14 protein-coding genes are annotated in these 17,390 nt (G+C 65.6%); 7 read left to right on the top strand and 7 right to left on the bottom strand.

Translation table 11 applies throughout. The features are described from left to right. The first annotated feature begins 99 nt into the window (after positions 1-99). The 3 genes from imuA to ACEW7X_RS07370 are packed head-to-tail and all read left to right on the top strand — an operon-like array spanning position 100 to position 5,472. Positions 100-801 carry a translesion DNA synthesis-associated protein ImuA gene (imuA, locus tag ACEW7X_RS07360; RefSeq protein ID WP_253595940.1) on the top strand — a complete coding sequence of 234 codons (702 nt, stop codon included), beginning with the start codon at positions 100-102 and terminating at the stop codon, positions 799-801. Beyond that, complete coding sequence (locus ACEW7X_RS07365) at positions 734-2,245, top strand: Y-family DNA polymerase (protein ID WP_253595938.1); 1,512 nt, start codon at positions 734-736, stop codon at positions 2,243-2,245. Before imuA ends, ACEW7X_RS07365 begins: the two co-directional genes overlap by 68 nt. Continuing rightward, positions 2,242-5,472: an error-prone DNA polymerase gene (locus ACEW7X_RS07370; protein WP_068368190.1), complete on the top strand. Its 3,231-nt coding sequence runs from the start codon at positions 2,242-2,244 to the stop codon at positions 5,470-5,472. Before ACEW7X_RS07365 ends, ACEW7X_RS07370 begins: the two co-directional genes overlap by 4 nt. A 24-nt stretch (positions 5,473-5,496) precedes the next feature. Here the strand turns inward: ACEW7X_RS07370 and ACEW7X_RS07375 are convergent, their stop codons facing one another. The 7 genes from ACEW7X_RS07375 to ACEW7X_RS07405 form a co-directional block, all read right to left on the bottom strand. Further along, positions 5,497-5,682, bottom strand: coding sequence for a hypothetical protein (locus ACEW7X_RS07375; RefSeq protein WP_068368187.1), 186 nt, complete (start codon positions 5,680-5,682; stop codon positions 5,497-5,499). A 101-nt stretch (positions 5,683-5,783) separates the two neighbouring features. Beyond that, a complete protein-coding gene (locus ACEW7X_RS07380; protein WP_257741248.1) occupies positions 5,784-6,767 on the bottom strand; it encodes an alpha/beta hydrolase in 984 nt (327 codons plus the stop codon). Continuing rightward, entirely contained in the window at positions 6,764-7,633 is an 870-nt protein-coding gene (locus ACEW7X_RS07385; RefSeq protein WP_068368184.1) for a MaoC/PaaZ C-terminal domain-containing protein, read from the bottom strand. Before ACEW7X_RS07385 ends, ACEW7X_RS07380 begins: the two co-directional genes overlap by 4 nt. After that, positions 7,617-9,173: an acyl-CoA synthetase gene (locus ACEW7X_RS07390; protein WP_068368182.1), complete on the bottom strand. Its 1,557-nt coding sequence runs from the start codon at positions 9,171-9,173 to the stop codon at positions 7,617-7,619. Before ACEW7X_RS07390 ends, ACEW7X_RS07385 begins: the two co-directional genes overlap by 17 nt. 63 nt (positions 9,174-9,236) lie before the next feature. Continuing rightward, positions 9,237-11,720, bottom strand: a complete 2,484-nt coding sequence (locus ACEW7X_RS07395) for an NHL repeat-containing protein (protein WP_420177816.1) — start codon at positions 11,718-11,720, stop codon at positions 9,237-9,239. 50 nt (positions 11,721-11,770) lie between these two features. Further along, the gene (locus ACEW7X_RS07400; RefSeq protein WP_420177817.1) at positions 11,771-12,544 is read right to left on the bottom strand and encodes an enoyl-CoA hydratase/isomerase family protein; all 774 of its coding nucleotides are present in this window, start codon (positions 12,542-12,544) and stop codon (positions 11,771-11,773) included. Further along, the gene (locus ACEW7X_RS07405) at positions 12,541-13,200 is read right to left on the bottom strand and encodes a TetR/AcrR family transcriptional regulator (RefSeq protein ID WP_420177818.1); all 660 of its coding nucleotides are present in this window, start codon (positions 13,198-13,200) and stop codon (positions 12,541-12,543) included. The genes ACEW7X_RS07400 and ACEW7X_RS07405 overlap by 4 nt, the downstream gene beginning before the upstream one ends. A 254-nt stretch (positions 13,201-13,454) precedes the next feature. Here ACEW7X_RS07405 and ACEW7X_RS07410 point away from each other — a divergent pair, with 254 nt between their 5' ends. From ACEW7X_RS07410 to ACEW7X_RS07425, 4 genes are all read left to right on the top strand, one after another. After that, entirely contained in the window at positions 13,455-14,678 is a 1,224-nt protein-coding gene (locus ACEW7X_RS07410) for a substrate-binding domain-containing protein (protein ID WP_420177819.1), read from the top strand. 24 nt (positions 14,679-14,702) lie between these two features. Beyond that, positions 14,703-15,491 (top strand): ABC transporter ATP-binding protein, encoded by a 789-nt coding sequence (locus ACEW7X_RS07415; protein WP_068368172.1) that lies wholly within the window; start codon positions 14,703-14,705, stop codon positions 15,489-15,491. A gap of 5 nt (positions 15,492-15,496) precedes the next feature. Beyond that, positions 15,497-16,270 (top strand): ABC transporter ATP-binding protein, encoded by a 774-nt coding sequence (locus ACEW7X_RS07420; RefSeq protein WP_420177917.1) that lies wholly within the window; start codon positions 15,497-15,499, stop codon positions 16,268-16,270. A gap of 144 nt (positions 16,271-16,414) precedes the next feature. Beyond that, complete coding sequence (locus ACEW7X_RS07425) at positions 16,415-17,350, top strand: branched-chain amino acid ABC transporter permease (RefSeq protein WP_372726477.1); 936 nt, start codon at positions 16,415-16,417, stop codon at positions 17,348-17,350. Positions 17,351-17,390: the final 40 nt, after the last annotated feature.

Genomic DNA, 17,390 nt, shown 5'->3' on the forward strand with positions numbered 1-17,390 from the left:
CAGATATTCCTGCCATCCATCATGTCATCGCCGTGCCCTGATTCCGTTTCGGTGTACCCCCTTGTTTCCGGTGCCGGACAAGAACCCCTGCCGCCTGCCATGCTGCCGCATCCTGATGTGTGGCGTGGTGGACAGGGGTTGGCGCGCGAGCCAGCCTGCGTGGCAACCGGCTGGCCGGAACTCTCGGCGCAGTTGCCGGGAGGCGGCTGGCCGCGTGGCGCCCTGGTGGAAATCCTGTTGCCGCACACGGGATGCGGGGAATGGCAATTGCTGCAGCCCGCCTTGCTGCCGGGAGAACGGCCGGTGGCGCTGGTGCGCCCGCCGCATATACCCCAGGCCGCCGCCTGGGAGCAGGGCGGTGGAGACATCGCGCGCCTGATGTGGGTCAAGGCCAGCCAGGACGGCGATGCCCTGTGGGCGGCGGAACAGATCCTGCGCAGCAGTGCGCTGGATGCGCTGCTGTTGTGGCAAGGGGCCGCCGAATACCGCCAACTGCATCGCCTGCACCTGGCGGCGCAAGGCTGCCATTCGCTGTTTTTCATGCTGCGGCCGCAGTCCATGGCCTGCCAGCCGTCGCCGGCTGCCTTGCGCCTGGCCTTGATGCCCCTGCAGGGCGGCAGCTTTCAGGTCAGCATACTCAAGCGGCGCGGCGGGTGGGCCTCACAGGCGGTCAGGCTGCCAATGGCAGGCCAGGCGGGCATGCCATTGGCATCATTGTTGGAGAAAGAATCCCATGCAGGTCTGGCTAGGCGTGCATCTGGTCCGTCCCGGACTGGATGCCTATCGCCACAGCATGTCTGATCCGCAGCTGATAGTGCTGCATCAGGGCAAGGTGTGGGCCTGTGGCGGGCAGGCCTGGCAGGCTGGCGTGCGCCCGGGCATGCGCCAGGCGGGCGCGCGAGCGCTGGCCCCCGAGGCCTGTTTCATGAATCGCGACCTGGCCAGCGAAAAGCAGTTGCGCGAGGAACTGGAACTGGCCTTGCTGCCGTACACGCCCATGCTGGCCTGGAAGCGCGACGATGCGCTGGTGCTGGATATTTCGGCCAGCCTGGCCTTGTTCGGCGGATTGCGGCGCCTGTACGCCCAGGTGCGTGACAGTCTGCGGCAATTGGGCGTTGCCGTGCGCCTGGCACTTGCGCCCAGTGCCAGCGGCGCCTGGCTGCTGGCGCGGGCCGGGCAGGCAGCCAGGCGCCGTATCCTGCGGCCATCCCGCTTGGCCATGGGCCTGGATGGCTTGCCGCTGGCCTTGCTCGATGGCGCCGGCCCCCATCTGTCCTGGCTGGAAAGCCTGGGTTGCCGGACGCTAGGGGCGGTGCGCCGCCTGCCGCGCGATGGCCTGCGCCAGCGTCAGGCCGATACCTTGCTGGCGCAGCTGGACCAGGCCTATGGCGTGCAGGGGGAATGGCATGAGTGGGTCCGGCCGCCGGAACATTTCCGCAGCCAGGTCCTCAGCCTGTTCGCGGTGGAGCGGCATGATGCCTTGTGCTGGCTGGCCCGGCGGTTGCTGGTGCAATTGCAGGCCTGGCTGGATGTGCGCCAGCAGGCAGTAACGGAATTGCGCTGGAGCCTGCATCATGAAAGACGCCAGCAGGCCGGCCCGCGCACGCATTTCGACCTGAAACTGGCGCAGCCGGCCTGGGAGCCCGAACACCTGCTGCGTCTGCTGGCCGAGCGCCTGGCACGCAGCCAGCTGGCTGCGCCGGTCAATGCGGTGACGCTGGAGGTGCTGGCCTGTCAGGCGCGTCCGGGCGGGACCGGCAATCTGCTGGCGGAGCCAGGCGCGGCAGGAGATGCGGCGGCGCTACAGGACGTGCTGGCGGCCCGTCTGGGGGCCGGAAATATCCTGCGGGCCAGCCCGGTGGCGGATCACCGTCCGGAGCGGGCCTGCCGCTGGCTGCCCTGCCAGGGGCAGGTGGGCGGGCCGCCAGCGGGTTCAGGGGCGGATGGCGGGCTGGCGGCCGGGGCGGCAATGTTGCCGGACCGTGCGCAGCGGCCTTTCTGGCTGCTGGAAACCGCACAATTGCTACCCATGGCGGGCGAGCAGCCCGTTCATGCCGGCGCCGTGCTGCGCCTGCTGGCGGGGCCGGAACGTATCGAGGACGGCTGGTGGGATGGCGGTGTGGCTCGGGATTATTTCATTGCCGAGCATGAAGCCAGCGGCGTGCGCTACTGGGTATACCGGCAACGGCAGGCGGGCCTGCCCGGCATGGACATGGCCTGGTTCCTGCACGGCGTCTACGCATGAGCGACGCCGCTGGCTTATCCGCCTTGCCTGCCTACGCGGAATTGTGCTGCCTGAGCAATTACAGCTTCCTGCGCGGCGCCTCGCACCCGGAGGAACTGGTGGCGCGGGCGGCGGAACTGGGGTACGCCGGGCTGGCGCTGACGGATGAGTGCTCCGTGGCGGGTATCGTGAAGGCACATGTCGAAGCCGGGCGGCAGGGCCTGCCGCTGCTGGTGGGGGCGTCCTTTGTGCTGAGCCGGGCCGATGGCACGCGCCGGCTGGCGTTCGTTGCCCTGGCTGAGTCCCTGGCAGGCTATGGCAACCTGTGCGAACTGATTACCCTGGCGCGGCAGCGTGGCGCCAAGGGCAGCTACAGGCTCTATGATTCGGACCTGGACCCGGATGAACCAGCAGTGCTGGCTGTAGCGGCCGCACAGGATGCCGGGGCGGAGGGCGCGTTGCCGGATGCCGCAGCCGCGCATCCGCTGCCATGGCGGCACCTGCTGGGCCTGCCAGGGTGCCTTACCCTGCTGCTGCCTGAATACGCGGCGCCGTTGCCGGAAGTGCAGGCGCAGGCCGCCTGGATGGCACGGGTATTTGCCGGGCGCGCCTGGGCCGGCATAGCCTTGCACAGGCGTGGTCGGGATGCCGCGCACGCGCAATGTGTTGCCGCTGCTGCGGCGGCAGCCGGCCTGCCCGTGGTGGCCATCGGCCAGGCGGAAATGCATGTGCGCTCCCGCAAGCCGCTGCACGATACCTTGCTGGCGATCCGCACCGGGCAGACGGTGGAGGCGTGCGGCCTGGCGCGGCTGTCCAATGCCGAGCGCCATCTGCGCAGCCGCCTGCAGCTGGCAGCCCTGTATCGGCCGGAATGGCTGGCTGAAACCGGGCGCCTGGCGGCACGTTGCCGTTTCCGCATGGATGAAGTGCGCTACGCCTACCCGGAGGAAATCTGCCCGCCCGGCCATACGCCAGGCACGTATCTGCGGCAGGAGGCCATGGCAGGCGCCCGGCGGCGCTTTCCAGACGGCGTGCCGGAAAAAGTGCTGGCCCTGGTGGAAAAAGAGCTGGGCCTGATCGTGGAGATGGGTTACGAGGCCTATTTCCTGACGGTCTATGACATTGTCCGCTATGCGCGCCGGCAGGGCATTCTTTGCCAGGGGCGCGGTTCTGCCGCCAACAGCGCCGTGTGCTTCTGCCTGGGCATCACCGAAGTTGATCCGGTGAACGGCAATTTGCTGTTTGCCCGCTTCATCAGCAAGGAGCGCGGCGAACCGCCAGACATCGACGTGGACTTCGAACATCAGCGGCGCGAGGAAGTCATCCAGTACATCTACGAACGCTATGGACGGGACCGCGCTGCGCTGGCGGCTGTGGTCATCACCTACCGCATGCGCAGCGCGCTGCGCGATACTGGCCGGGCGCTGGGCGTGGACCCTGGCATCATCGACCAGGTGTGCGCGGTCTATCGCCATTGGGACGGGCGCGCCCGCCTGGCTGAACGCATGCAGGATGCCGGCTTGCAGGCGGATGCGCCGGTCGCGCGCCAGTGGCGCGTGCTGGTCGAAACCCTGCTGGGGTTTCCCCGGCATCTTTCGCAGCACCCAGGCGGCTTCGTGATTGCGCGCGACCGTCTGGTGCGCCTGGTGCCGGTGGAAAATGCAGCCATGGCAGGCCGCAGCGTGGTGCAGTGGGACAAGGACGATCTGGACGCGCTGGGGCTGCTCAAGGTGGATGTCCTGGCGCTGGGGATGCTGAGCGTCCTGCGCCGCGCGCTGGAGTGGGTGGGGTGGCGTCGTGGCCGGCACTGGAGCATGCAGGATATCCTGCCGGAAGACGCGGCCACCTATGACATGATCTGCGCGGCCGATACCGTGGGTGTGTTCCAGATCGAATCGCGGGCGCAGATGAGCATGCTGCCGCGCTTGCGGCCCAGGACCTACTACGATCTGGTGATACAGGTTGCGATTGTCCGGCCCGGGCCGATCCAGGGCGGCATGGTTCATCCTTATCTGCGGCGCCGCCAGAAGCTGGAGGACAGCAGCAGCCCCGGCCCGGAGGTCGAACAGGCCTTGCTGCGCACACTGGGCGTGCCTATCTTCCAGGAACAGGTGATGCAGATTGCCATGCTGGCGGCCGGTTTCACCGATGGCGAGGCCGACAATCTGCGGCGTTCCATGGCGGCCTGGCGTCGGCGTGGCGGCCTGGGCGGTTTTCATGAAAAGATACTGACCGGCATGACGGCGCGTGGCTATAGCGCTGAATTCGCGGAGCAGATTTTCCGGCAGATGCAGGGCTTCGGCGAATATGGTTTTCCGGAAAGCCACGCCGCCAGCTTTGCGTTGCTGGCCTATGCCAGCGCCTGGCTCAAGTGCCATGAGCCCGAGGCTTTTCTGGCAGCCTTGTTGAACAGCCAGCCCATGGGGTTCTACTCCCCGTCCATCCTGGTGCAGGATGCGCGCCGGCATGGCGTGCAGGTATGGCCGGTATCGGTGTGCGATAGCGCCTGGGAAACGGTGCTGACGCCAGCCGGCGAGCGTCCGGCCGTGCGCCTGGGGCTGTCGCGGGTCAAGGGGCTATCACAGGAGGCGGCGCAGCGGCTGCTGGCAGCGCGAGCGCAGCGGCCATTCACGGATATCCAGGATGTCGCGCAGCGGGCGCTGCTGGGGCGGGCGGAATTGCAGGCGCTGGCCGCATGCGGCGCTCTGGCGGCATGGCACGGCAACCGCCGCACTGCGCTTTGGGAAGCCGGTGGCGCCAGGGTGGAAACCGGCCTGCTGGCCGGTGTGCCACGGCAGGCTGAGCAATTGCCCTTGTTTGCGCCCATGAGTGCGGGGGCGGAGGTGCTGGCGGATTATCGCCACCTGGGCCTGAGCCTGGGGCCGCATCCCCTGCGCCTGTTGCGAGCCGAATTGCAGGCCAGGCGACTGATGACGGCTGCCCAGTTGCGCGGGTTGGAACATGGCCGCCTGGTGCGGGCTTGCGGCATCGTGGTGGGCCGGCAGCGTCCAGGGACGGCCAAGGGCGTGATGTTCGTGACGCTGGAAGATGAAACCGGCAGCGTCAATGTCATCGTGCGGCCGGAATGGCTGGAACGCCAGCGGGCCATCCTGCTCGGCGCGCAATTATTGGCCGTGCATGGCGTCTGGCAGTCGCACGAAGGGGTCTGCCATCTGGTCCTGGGACGTGCGGAGGACCTGAGCCCCTTGCTGGGCGGGCTGGAAACCCGTAGCCGTGACTTCCAGTAAGGGCCTGGCCCTGCGGTAGCCGGCTCAGGGGCCTTCGGTCGCCTTGAGGCTGTCCGGGCGGCAATTGGTTTGCGAACCGTCCGCGGCGATATCGCAGGTGACGCCGGGCAGATCTTCCAGCTCTTTGACGAGTTGCTTTTCCTGGGTCGTACAGGCGGCCAGCATGGCAGTGCCCAGGGCGAGGAACAGGGGGAGTCGGTTCAGATTCATGGATGGGAAAGGGCTGGCCCGCCACAGCCATCCTGGCAGGGCGGGAAATTGGGCGCCGGACGGCAGGGCTATTATCGGCGATTTCCCTGGCCTGCCAAGGCTCAGGCGTGCATGAAGTCTGTCATGGTTTGATAAATGCGCTCGCAGGCTTCGGGCACCAGTTCATGCAGATTGAGGCAGGCATGGATCATGTCTGGCAAATGCAGGTGCTGGCATGGGATGCCGTGTTGCCGCAGCTGCTGCAGGTAGGCCAGGCCTTCGTCGCGCAGCGGGCACAGGCCTGCGGTGATGACCAGCGTGGGCGGCAGGCCATCCATGCCCATGTAGAGCGGCGAAGCCTGGCGGCGGTCTTCGCCTTGCTGGAAATAGTGATCGAAGTACCAGCGTATCTTGCTGGTTTCCAGCAAATAGCCGGTGCCGTTTTCCTGTAGTGAAGGGTAGGCCGGCAGGGTGTAATCCAGGCTCGGATAAACCAGCAGCAGGCGGTCCAGCCGCAGGCTCTGATGCCTGCGCAGCAGTGACGCCAGGGTGGCGGCCAGCGCGCCGCCGCCGGAGTCGCCCGCCAGGGACAGATGGCCGTTTGTGAGGCAGCCCGCCGCGTCCAGCGCCTCCTGCAGGTGTACGAGCACGCCCAGGCAGTCGGTCAGTCCGTCCGGGTAGGGATATTCGGGCGCCAGCCGGTAGTCCACCGCAGCCACCAGGCAATTGCCGGCGGCGGCAAGGCGGCGACAGATCGGGTCGTAGACCGCCACGCTGCCCGCCATATGGCCGCCGCCATGCAGGTAGACGCAGACCGGCTTGGGCAGGTCGGGAACCGGGTCGTAGAGTCGCACCGGCGTGTTTTCCGGGCCTGCTGTGATGTCGCGTTCCCAGGCCATGGCCGGGCCCGTGCCGCAAAAACGGCGGGTCATGGAAGCCAGGCCGTCACGGGCCGCCTGAGGGCTGTCGGGCAGGCCGCGTTCACGCGCCTGCGCCGCCGCCCGGTTGGCCTGCGCCAGCCAGGTGGCCAGAGCGGGGGGCGGCGCGCTCCGCAAGTCGGTTTCAGGACGAATGAGGTCGGCGATGACTGGAGGCAGATGGGTCATTGGCGGAACAGGACGAGCGCTTCGCCGTGGCATATCAGGCGTCCCTCGGCGCCGGTGCAGCGGGTGCGCAGATTGACGAGCGCCTTGTCGGCGCGCAGGCGGCTGATTTCGACACTGGCCGTCAGCAGTTCGCCGGCCTGGGCCGGCGCCAGGAATTGCAGCGACTGTTTCAGGTAATTGGTGCCATGGCCGGGCAGTTCTTCACCCAGCAGGCAGGAAAAGAGCGCTGGGATCAATGGTTCGGGCAGCGTGGCAGGCAAGCCGGGATAGTCCGCGAGCGCGGCCCAACTGGCGATATCTGCCTGGGTGTAGCGGCGTTCCAGGCTGGCTCGGTCGCCCAGACGCAAGTCCAGGTAGCGCGACAGGCCGGCAGCGGGCGTGGGCGCCGCGCCCGATGGATTGGGCTGCCGGGCCGGCAGGGGCGCGCTGCTGCCGGCTGGCGAGGCCGGCGCGGTGTTTGCATCCGCCATGGCGTGCAAGGTACAGGTGCCGCTCAAGCCCAGGCGGCCATCAGCCTTGCGAACCTCCGCCTGCAGCACAATGGCTGAGGCAAACACCGCGCCGTCCGGCCGGGGGGCAGGCGTCAGGGCCAGGGTCAGCGGTTCGTCGGCATAGCAGGGCGCAGGAAACATCAGGGTCTGGCTTGCCAGCGTCAGGCCGGGATAGTGCCGGGCCAGCAGGCCGCGCAGGCGGCTGAACAACAGCATGCCATGCGAGACTGTACCGCCGAAGGGCGTGCCGGCAGAGAACACCGGGTCCACGTGGATAGGATTATGGTCACCGCTCAGGGCAGCGAAACGGTTGAAATCCTGCTGCGTCAGGACAAAGGGATGGACGATGGTGGCAAGGTCAGTGACGGGCGGCATCGCGCAGCTCCTGTTTGATAACTTTGCCCATTGCGTTGCGGGGCAGTGCTTCGCGGACCTGGAAGACTTTCGGCACTTTGTAGCCGGCCAGGCGTTCGCGGCAAAACCGCCGTAGCGCTTCGGCGTCCGGCGTGTCGGCGCCGTCGGCGATAACGACGCTGGCATGGCCGACCTCGCCCCAGCGTTCGTCGGCCATGCCGACAACGGCCACTTCGGCGACGGCAGGATGCTGCAGCAGCACGGCTTCGACTTCGGCGGGGTACACGTTCTCACCGCCGGAAATGAACATGTCTTTCCAGCGGTCGACAATGGTGTAGTCGCCGTCTTCGTCGCAGCGCGCCACGTCGCCCGTACGCAGCCAGCCGCCTTCCAGCATGGTTTCCGCCGTGGCATCGGGCCGTTGCCAGTAACCGGGCGTGACGCCGGGGCCGCGCACCAGCAGTTCGCCGGCCTCGCCCGGCTCGACATCGCGGCCGTTACGGTCGACGATGCGCACTTCGGTGACCAGTTGCGGTCTGCCCGCTGCGCCGGGTTTGCGCAGGACCTGATCTTCATCCAGCAGGAAGACGGTCGGTCCTGCTTCGGTCATGCCCATGCCGGTACGCACCAGAATGCCCGCGTCGGCATAGCGTTGCGAGACGGCAGCCGGCATGGCCGCGCCACCGCAGCTCCAGGAGCGCACACGCTGCAGGCGCGTGCCGTCGAAACCAGGATGGGCCAGCAGGGCCTGGTAAATGGCGGGGACCCCGAAGAACAGGGTGGCGCGCTGGCTCAGTATCTCCAGGGCCTGCTCGGCATCAAAGCTGCGCTGTACCAGGACTGTGCCGCCCAGCATCAGCACGCCGGAGGAATACAGGTTGATGCCGGCTGTATGGAAGACCGGCAGCACGTTCAGCAGGATGTCATCCGCGCTCAGGCGCACGGCCAGCCCGATATTCAGGTAATTGGCCATCATCATGCGGAAGGTCTGGATCACGCCCTTGGGACGGCTGGTGGTGCCCGAGGTATAGAGCAGGTACCAGGGGCTATCGGCATCGCGGTCGGCATGGGGGTGCGGGTCCGGGGTGACGGCGGCCAGGTCGGCGGCGTAGTCGCGGGCATTGGCGGCGGTATGGGCGGCAGTATGGGCGGCGCCAGCAGCACCATCCAGGCTGACCAGGCGCAGCGGCGCCGGGTGGCGCGTCGCCAGCTCGATGGCGACGGCAGTGAATTCGCCGCCATGGATCAGCACTTCCGGTTGGCAATCCGTCAGCAGGACTTCCAGCTCTGGCACGGCCAGCCGCCAGTTGAGCGGCACCAGGATAAGACCGGCCTTGGCGCAGCCGAACAGCATGGCAAAAAACTCGGCGCGGTTATGGCCCAGCCAGGCTACGCGTGCGCCCGGCGCCAGGCCCCAGTGCTCCACGGCGGCAGCCGCAAAACGGGCGGCACGTTCATCGAGTTCTCGATAGGTGTAGCGCGTGCCGTCGGCCAGATCTTCCAGCGCCAGCCGGTCCGGTCCCAGGCGGGCGCGCCTGGCAGTCAAGTCGAACATGTTCATGCGTATTCCGGGGAATGGATGAAGGAGCCTGGCGGCCTGCATGGCGCAGTCACCGCCACGTGTTCAAGGCTGCAGTTCGCTCCAGTCGAAGCGCGTGATGCGATTGCTGATCAGGGAGAACACATAAACGGCGTCGCCGCCCGAGGTGACCAGTTCGGTATCGAACATGCCGCCGGGGCGGGTGCCCAGTGCGGGGTTGAGCCAGTGGCCCAGGTAGGCGGGCGAGATCTGGCCGTTGCCGTCGGGCGAGACGCCGTCCGGGTTGTGCCAGGCGCGGGCCACCATATTGAAGCCGTCTGCCACGAGCAAGGCGTCGCGGGTGGCATCGTGGGCCAGTCCGGCAGGCAGGAAGAAGCGTTGCGGATCCAGGCCGGCGGGATGGTCATAGGTGCCGCCGCCGATGCCGACCTGCCCGATGAGCGCGCCGGTGGCGGGGGCCAGCGCCTGTATGCGCTGGTTGCGGCGGTCGGTCACATAGACGCGGTCACCAAGAGCCAGCACGCTGCCAATCTGGTCGAAGCTGCCAGGCTGGCCCTGCTCGTAGAACGCCGGGCCCAGGCTCCAGCTCGCGCCCAGGTCGTTGCCCTTGGCGCTGTCGGCGCCGCCGCTGTGCCAGATGCGCGTCAGGCTGCCGCTGGAGGCGTTGTAATCGAAACGCCAGACCAGATTGGAAAAGCTGCTGATGTAAATGGCGTGCTGGCGGCCGGTGGCCGTCTGTGGCCTGACGGAGACCGAGACCGGGTAATTGCCGTTGCTCAGGCCGATGGCCGGGACGCCCAGTCCGGTTGTGCGGGTATTGAGGTTGAAAATATGGCGCAGGGAGCCGCCGGCGTCGTAGATGCGCAGGCTGCTGTTGCCGCTGTAGGGCCAGGGCAGGGTGAGGTCGGCGCCGACCAGCACCGCCACGGCATCGCCAAAGACCGGGTCGCGGAAGCTGCCGATGCCGGTAACGCCCAGGCTGATATCGGTGCCAGTGAAACGGCCCTGGTAGACCCCGGCGGCGTTATAGATGTTGATGCGTGAGTTCGGCGTATCGCTGACCAGCAGGCGCTGGCTGGACGGCAGCCAGGCCATGCCGCTGGCGGAATGAAGCTGGCCGGGCAGGGTGCGCGGATAGCCCCAGAATTCGTTATCCGCCACCGTGCCCACGCCACGCGAGACCGAGCAGCGCAGCAGGCTGGTGCCGGCATCATTGGTCCAGCATTTCTTGATCCGGTTATTGCCGCTGTCGCTGACCAGGTGCACGCGTGCATTGGTGTACAGCATGCCCCAGGACCAGATGTTTTCGCGCTGGATGCTGCCATCGGGACGGACCAGCGGCACGAGATCATTGGGCAGCTGGAAAGCTGCGTCTTCGTTGGCGGCGGTGCTTGGGCTGCGCATTTCCACCTGGTGAATGCCCAGGTGGCCATATACCCAGGTGGCGCGGGCATCGTCGGCGCCGCTGGCACGGTAGCGCACGGCATGGGCCTCGCCGGGCTGGGCCAGGTTCGGCAGCCGCAGGACGCGGCCATTGTAGGTATCGGCGATATACAGGTTGCCTTGGGCATCCGTACGCACGCCGCGAGGCCGTTTCAGGTGATCAACCGTATTGTTGGCGTCGCGCAGCCGGCCAATCATGTCCAGCAGCGTCAGCTGGCCGCTGGCCGCGTCCATGTGATAAATCTTGATGCGGTTGTTGCCGTTGTCCGCCACGTAGATGTAGGTGGCGCCGGACGGGGCGCGGTAATAGGTCAGCCCTTGTGGAATGCGGAACCCGTCGCGCTTTTCCGGCGCAGCGGCGTAGTCGTCGTAATTGGACGACGGCGTGCCGTAGTCGCGGTCCGTGCCCCGGATGATGGGGCCTGCGCCAGCCGGGTGGCCGTTGGCATCCTGCCAGCCCAGCGTTTGCACCAGGGTGGCCTGGTACCCCTGGTCTGGGTCGAGCCGGAAGACCTTGATGCGATGGTTGAACTCGTCGGAAACCACCATATAGCCTTGCGGCGTGATCACCACGTTGCGCGGCATCTGCAGGGCATCGCCAGCGCCGCTGCCCGGTGTGCCGAACGAGGCGACATAGCGGAAGGCGTCGGCGTCGTCGGCAACCGTACGGAAAAAGAGGATCTGGTGGCGGCCCACGTCATTGACGTACAGGCCAGCCAGGCGCTCGTCCTCGGCTTCGCTGCGCGACAGGAAGGCAATGCCCAGCGGCGCCTGTATGCCGGGCACGCTGCTGGCAGGGCTGTCGCCGGCCACCAGGGTATCGGCGTCGTCCAGCATGCCGATGCTGCGTCCGCTCAGGTCCAGCACCTGAACGCGGTGGTTGCCCATGTCCGCCACGTAGATGCGCGCCTCGGCCGGGTTGCTGCCCAGCGTGTCGGGGTCGTAGGTGACGGTGGTCGGGGTATTGAACTGATAGCGCTGATGCGCGGTTTCGCTGAGCAGATCGGCATTGCGGTCTTCATCAGCGAAAGTCTGGAAGGCGTGGGCCGGCAGGCCGGGCAGCAGCAGGGCGCCGAATATCAGGACGCGCCAGCGGTACAGTCGCACACGTTTTTTCCACAGCATGGGGTTGTCTCCTCGTTTTGCAGGACGGGCCGGATGCTTTGCCTGGCGGCTCAGCGGCGCTTCAGGCCCAGGAATTCCTGCATGCCGCGTGCGGCTTCATCGGTATCAATCTGTTCCAGGAAATGCTGCAGCTCGCGCGCCAGGCCGGCGGCGACGGTTTGCGGATCCGGGCGCACCTGTTCGAGCGTGTGGCGCACGCTGCCGGGCCGGCCGGCAGCCATGCGTGTGGCGATCTGGTGCGCCAGCGGCAGTACGCTGTCGGTATCCGGCGCTAGCTGGTGCAGCAGGCCCAGCCTGGCGGCTTCCGGCGCTTCCAGGCGCTCGTTGAGCAACTGTACGGAGAGGGCGCGGGCACGGCCGATGCGCTCGGGCATCAAGGTGGTCCAGCCGCCATCCGGGCTGAAACCCACGGCCGTGTACCAGGGGGCGAAAGAGGTGTCGGGCCCGCCCACCGCGAGGTCGCAAGCCAGCACCAGGCCGGCGGAACCACCGGTGACCAGGCCTTGTACCGCCGCGATGGTGGGGCAGGGCAGTTGCAACAGCGTCAGGATGACCTCATTGAGCGCGCCCACGACATGCCGCGCATAGGCGCGGCGCTCCGGTCGGGGCACGCTGCTGAAGCCGGCCACATCGCCCCCGCTGGAAAACGAACGGCCCTGGGCCGCCAGCACGACGGCGCGCGGCTCGTCGGCGCGCACATCGTCCAGGGCCTTCAGTAAGGCATCCAGCAGCGCGGGCACCAGCGCATTGTGTCGGTTGGGACGATTCAGCCGGATCTCAGCGATGCCGGCATGGATTCTGGTCAGTACCAGTTCCTGGCTCATGGTTTCTCCTTGCGGTCCAGCGCGAGTCCGTAGCGGAACATGCCACTCATGGTTTCTACAATGGCTTCAAATGGCATGTCCTGCTTCCAGATGGAATATCGCAAGCCGAGGAAATGGGCCATGCCCATCAGCGCCCAGACCCGTATTTCGTCGTTGCCGGGGCGGATTTCTCCCTTGCGTGTGGCATCGGACAGTAGCCGGACATAGCCGCGGCCGAAGGATTCGTAATATTCGCGATAGATGGATTCGTCGACGGATTGCGCCTCCTGCAGCACCCGGTATAGCGAAGGGTGTTCCATCAGGTATTTCAGGAAGGCATGCAGGCCTTTTTCCTCGGCTTCCAGGCGATCCCTGGCATGCAGTGTCTCGGCGGCAAGATGGGCGCGAACTTCGCGGCCCATATCGCGCACCAGTTCCCGCAGGATTTCTTCCTTGCCGGAGAAATAGCAGTACAGCGTTCCTTGCGCCACGCCGGCGGCGCGGGTGATATCGCTGATGCCGGCGCGGTGATAGCCCAGCGTGCCTATGGTCGCTTCCGCGGCGCGCAGGATCTGTGCACGGGTGCGCGCACCACGTGCTGTTTTCGGGGTGCCGGGGGATTCTCGCACCGTGGAAGCTGCCTGGGTATCCTCAGGCTGGGGGGATGATTCGGCCATGTATCGGTCTTTAAATATGAAACATGAATCGGTAGTCATAAAAGCTAAAGCTTGTTCAATCAGGAGTCAAGCTGTGTTCATATGGCAAAACATTGGCGTTTTCCCTTGTAGATTAAGTCGCTCTTTGCGTGATGGAATGCAAAAAAGATAAGTCATTCAAAATAAACATGACTAATTATTCATGTTTTTCTTGTTTGCCGCAGGCTGGGCAGAATTGTCAGCCGGCACCGGATAGTCCACCGAGGAGATTCGCCATGAAACGCCTGTCCTGTCGTGCCGCGCTACTGCTGGGGGCTTTCGTTCTGAACGGCAGTGCCTGGGCCGCCGATCCCTTTCGCGTGGTCCATGTTACTGACTTTACCGGCCCATTATCGGCTTATGCCCAACAACTCAGCACCGGCATGAAGATGGGCTTCGAGTATGCCACGCAGGGCAGCATGGAAACGGCTGGCCGGCAGATTGTCCTCAGCAGCAAGGATAGCCAGGGCGACCCGGCGCGTGCCCGTACGCTGGTGGAGGAGGCCTATGCCGAGGATGACGCCCATATTGTCGTCGGCCCCGTGGCCTCCGGTGTGGCACTGGCGACCCTTCCCATCGCTGAAGAATATGAACGGGTGATCATGCCCGAAGGGGTCGCCGATGCCATTACCGGGGCGGCCTGGAACCGTTATGTGGTCCGTGTCGGGCGCAATTCTTCGCAGGATGCTGTCTCCAACGCCGTGGCGTTGGGCAAGCCTGGCGTTTGTGTGGCTACCATCGCCCAGGATTATGCGTTTGGCAGGGACGGAGTGGCTGCGTACCGCGAAGCCCTGGAACCTACCGGCGGCAAATTGGTGCATGAGGAATACCTGCCGACTGACGCGACCGATTTTACTGCTGCGGCGCAACGTTTGTTCGGGGCCCTGCGTGATCGCACGGATTGCAGCGCAGGAAAATTCATCTTCGCCATCTGGGCCGGCGCGACCAGCCCGCTGGCCCGCATCCAGGATCTGCAACCGGAGCGCCATGGCATCCGGCTGGCGGCCGGCGGCAACATCCTGCCGGCATTGGTGTCGTATGCCGACCTGGAAGGCATGGAAGGCGCGGGTTTCTATTACTTTGAATCTCCCGACAACCCGATCAACGATTGGTTTGTCGCCGAGCACTTCAAGCGCTACCAGACCGCACCGGACTTCTTTACGACGCAGGGTTTCGCTCAGGCCATGGCGATTGTTGCCGCCTTGCAGAAAAGTGGGGGTTCCAGTGATACCGAGGATCTCTTGAAGGCCTTTTCGGGACTGCGCTTCGATACGCCCAAAGGCGAGATGCTGATCCGTCCGGAAGACCATCAGGCGCTGCAATCCATGTATCACTTCCGCATCCAGCGCGAAGAACGCAAGGACTGGTTTGCCGACCGTGCGGTAACGGCCGGGGTGCCGGTGCTGATACGTGAGATTCCGCTGGAGGAAATGAAGATTCCGGTGCGCAACGCTCGCTGATTTGGTATTCAGGGGAGCTTCAACATGACCCGCAGTCACGGCGCAAGCCCAGCAGTTCCCGTTCTGGAAACCCGTGGCCTGACCATCCGCTTCGGTGGCCATACGGCCGTGGACCACGTGTCCTGTGCATTTCATGGGGGCACTCTGACAGCCATTGTCGGTCCGAATGGCGCAGGCAAAACGACCTGGTTCAACCTGATTTCCGGCCAGTTGCGCGCCACCAGCGGCAGCGTGCTGGTACAGGGCGAAGATGTGACCGCGCTGGGCGCACCGGCGCGCGCCGACCGGGGGCTGGGCCGGGCGTTCCAGCTGACCAATCTCTTTCCCAGCCTGTCGGCGCAGGAAAACGTGCGCCTGGCCGTGGCGTCGCGTTACCGCATCGGCCATGTGTTCTGGCAGATGACGGCACGGCGGCGCGATATCAGCGAGCGTGCCGCGGCGTATCTGGCACAGGTCAATCTGGCCCATCGCGCGGATACGCCGGTCGCCGGCCTGTCGCATGGCGACCAGCGCAAGCTGGAAGTGGCGCTGATGCTGGCGCTGGAACCGGAGGTTTTCATGTTCGACGAGCCGACCGCCGGCATGAGCGTGGACGAGGTGCCGGTGATCCTTGATTTGATTGCCGAGATCAAGCGGAGTCAGAACAAGGTGATCCTGCTGGTGGAGCACAAGATGGACGTAGTGCGCGCGCTGGCGGACCGGATTGTGGTGCTGCACAACGGCCAACTGGTTGCCGACGGCGAGCCGGGCACGGTGATCGCCTCGCCGTTGGTCCAGGAAGCCTATCTGGGCGCCAGCGCGGAGGCGGCATGAGCACGATGCCGATTGACCACAGGCAGTCAGCCCCGTCGCAGCGACAGGGTGGCGCAGGGGCGCCCATCCTGAGCCTGGCCGGAGTGCATGCCGATATCGGTCAGTACCACATACTGCATGGTGTCGACCTGCTCGTGCCCAAGGGCGAGTTGACGGTGCTGCTGGGGCGCAATGGCGCGGGTAAAAGCACGACGCTGCGCACCATCATGGGCCTCACGACGGTCACGCAAGGCGAGCTGCATTTCCAGGGGCAAAGCCTCAAAGGGGTCGCGACACCGGCCATTGCACGGCGGGGTATTGCCTTCGTCCCGGAGAACATGGGCATTTTTGGCATGCTGACCGTGCGTGAAAACCTGGTGCTGGCAGCCATCGGCGGCGCCATGGATGCGGACCGCCTGGACTGGATACTGGGCGTGTTTCCGCCACTGAAAAAGTTTTGGGACCGGCCCGCAGGCAATCTGTCGGGCGGGCAGAAACAGATGCTGGCGATTGCGCGGGCCGTGATCGAACCGCGCGAACTGCTGCTGGTGGATGAACCGACCAAAGGCCTGGCGCCGGCCATTATCAATGATCTGGCCGAGGCCTTCGAGCAGCTCAAGGCACAGCAGGTTTCCATCCTGCTGGTTGAACAGAATTTCAATTTCTCGCGCCGCCTGGGGCAGTCCGTTGCCGTCATGAATGACGGCCGCATCGTGCATACCGGCAGCATGGCAGCGCTGGCCAGCGACGAGGCCCTGCAGCATGAATTGCTGGGCCTTGGGCTGGGGGCGCATCAATAGCGATAGGGGCAAAGCATGCCTGTACCCGATACCCGTGGCGCAATCCCAGCGGCCCAGGCCGGGCCGGATGGCCCGGACCGCGCGTCCTGGCGCCAGCTGCTGCAATTGCCGGCAGCCCATCCTCCGGTTTTCCTGTTGGGCCTGATGCTGCTGGTTCCCCTGGCCTTGATGCCTTGGCATACCTGGGTAGTGCTGACCATCAGCGGCCTGGCGATGGGGGCCATGGTCTTCCTGATGGCCTCGGGCATGAGCCTTACGTTCGGCCTGATGAATGTACTCAACCTGGCCCATGGCGCCTTTATTTCCGTCGGGGCGTTCGCGGGAATGACGGTGCTGGGCATGTGGCTGGCCGATGCGGCGCGCAGCACCTCGGCGGCGGCCAATCTGCTGGCCGTGCTGGCTGCGCTGGGGTTTGCCGCGTTGCTGTCCGGGCTGCTGGGCCTGGTATTCGAACGGCTGGTTATCCGGCCGGTCTATGGCGACCACCTGAAGCAGATTCTGATGACCGTGGGTGGCGCCATCATCGTTTTTGAATTGATAGAAGTGATCTGGGGCCATAGGGAAATTCCGGTGCCGCGCCCGGAAGTGCTGCGTGGCGCCGTGGTGATCGGCGGGATGGCATTGGAAAAATACCGGTTGGCCGCCGTGGTGGTTGGTCTGGCGGTATACGCCGGGCTGCGCTGGGTCATAGAGCGCACGCGGCTGGGCATCCTGATCAGGGCCGGGGTGGAAAGCCGTGAAATGGTGGAAATCCATGGCTATCGCATCCGCTTGCTGTTCCTGGGCGTGTTCATCGCCGGTTCGGCGCTGGCCGGCCTGGGAGGCGCCATGTGGGCCATGTATCGCGAAATCATCTTTCCGCAAATGGGTGATGAACTGATGATTTCCGTGATCGTGGTCATCATCCTGGGCGGGTTGGGTTCGATACGGGGCTGCTTTTACGGCGCAATCATGGTGGGGCTGATCAATCTTTATGTCGGCTACCTCGAACCCCGGCTGGCGGCGGTGGCAACGGTCGGGCTCATGGTGGCCGTGCTGATGTGGCGGCCGCAGGGGCTGATTCCGGTCATCAAGGTTTAGCCAGGCCTGGCGCGCACCGGTCTGTGGTTATGGGGGGTAT

This window comes from Kerstersia gyiorum, assembly GCF_048595715.1.
GTDB lineage: Bacteria > Pseudomonadota > Gammaproteobacteria > Burkholderiales > Burkholderiaceae_B > Kerstersia > Kerstersia gyiorum.